We start from the raw sequence: 1,758 nt of genomic DNA, 5'->3' as shown, positions 1-1,758 counted from the left end.
GGTCGAAGTAGCCGAGCGGCAGCCTGTTGATCTTCTCCTCGACGTCCTGGCGCATCCGGTAGACGGTGCGCTGCACGACGCTGTTGAGCACGAACCCCGCGAGCCAGCTCAGCACCGAGGCGACGACGTAGATGCCGAGCACGATCAGCAGCACCTGGCCCACGGCGCCGAAGTCGACGCCCTGGCCGGGCACGACCCCCTGCCCCTGCACGGCCTCGGGGAGGTCACGATCGGGAGTGCCGGCGGGGTACTGACGGCTGACGAAACCGTTGAAGACCAGGTCGGTGGCGCGCCCCAGGATGCGCGGGCCGATCGCCATCAGGAGCACGCTGCCGACGGTCAGCGCGACGACCAGCAGCGCCGCAGCCCGGTCGGGCCGCATGCGCCGGACCATCCGCTTGGCCGACGGACCGAAGTCCATCGCCTTCTGCACGACCATCCCGCCGCCCATCGGGCCGCGGCCCGGACCGGCGGCCGGGGCCTCGATGCGCTCGGTGGCCTCGAGGGCCTGACCCTTCGAGGGCCGCTTGGGCTCAGTGCTCACGAGAGCACCTCCTCGGCGCTGTGCTGCGACGACACGATCTCGGCGTACGTCGTGCAACCGGCGAGCAGCTCGTCGTGGGTGCCGCGCCCGACCACGCGGCCGTCCTCGAGCACCAGGATCTGGTCGGCGTCGCGGATGGTGGAGACGCGCTGGGCGACGACCACCACCGTCGCGTCGGTGGTCACCGGCTTGAGCGCGGCGCGCAGGCGGGCGTCGGTTGCGAGGTCGAGAGCCGAGAACGAGTCGTCGAAGAGGTAGATGGCCGGACGCCGTACGACGGCCCGCGCGATCGCGAGCCGCTGGCGCTGACCGCCGGAGAAGTTGGTGCCGCCCTGGGCGACCCTCGCATCGAGGCCGTCGGCGAGGTCCTCGACGAACTCCCGCGCCTGGGCCACGTCGAGCGCCGCCCACATCTCGGCCTCGGTCGCGTCGGCGCGACCGTGCTCGAGGTTGGAGCGCACCGTGCCGGAGAAGAGGTAGGCCTGTTGCGGCACGAGTCCGATCTGGTCCCAGAGCACGCTCGGCTCGAGGTCGCGCACCGAGACTCCCGAGACCCGCACGTCGCCGGAGGTGGCGTCGAAGAGCCGCGCCACGAGGTTGAGCAGCGTCGTCTTGCCCGCACCGGTCGAACCGATGACCGCGACCGTCTGGCCCGGGCGGGCGCTGAGGTCGATGCCGCGCAGGACCGGGGCGTCGGCCCCCGGGTAGGTGACGCCGGCGGCGAGGAGGTCGAGGTGGCCACGACGGTCGGGGTCGGGGGTGACGGGGTCGGCGGAGGGCACGACGGACGAGGCGGTGTCGAGGACCTCCACGATGCGGTCGGCGCACACGGCCGAGCGCGGCACCTGCATGAGCATGAAGGTCGCCATCATCACCGACATCAGGATCTGCATCAGGTAGGAGAGGAACGCGGTCAGCGCCCCGACCCCCATCTCGCCGCTGTCGACGCGCTGCCCGCCGAACCAGATGACGCCGACACTGGCGACGTTGATCACGACGAGCACGAGCGGGAACATCAGCGCCAACCAGCGCCCGGCCCGCACAGCCACCTCGGTGAGGTCGGCGTTGGCCTGCCCGAAGCGCTCAGCCTCGTAGGGCTCGCGCACGAAGGCGCGCACGACGCGGATGCCGGTGATCTGCTCGCGCAGCACCCGGTTGACCTCGTCGATACGGCCCTGCATCAGCCGGAAGCTCGGCACCATCTTGGAGATCAC

2 protein-coding genes are annotated in these 1,758 nt (G+C 71.4%); both read right to left on the bottom strand.

Annotation, left to right across the window (positions count from 1 at the left end; all coding sequences use genetic code 11):
* Positions 1-544 (bottom strand): ABC transporter transmembrane domain-containing protein (locus tag VOI19_RS19080; RefSeq protein WP_323794507.1); only part of this gene is annotated, 544 nt, incomplete at its 3' end.
* The coding region (locus VOI19_RS19075; protein ID WP_323794506.1) for an ABC transporter ATP-binding protein at positions 541-1,758 on the bottom strand (1,218 nt) is incomplete at its 5' end. The genes VOI19_RS19080 and VOI19_RS19075, both read right to left, overlap by 4 nt.

Origin of the sequence: Nocardioides sp., assembly GCF_034670285.1 — a bacterium.
In the GTDB taxonomy this organism is placed as follows: domain Bacteria; phylum Actinomycetota; class Actinomycetes; order Propionibacteriales; family Nocardioidaceae; genus Nocardioides.
The sequence above is the reverse complement of the archived record's forward strand: the minus strand, read 5'-3'. Positions and strand labels throughout refer to the sequence as shown.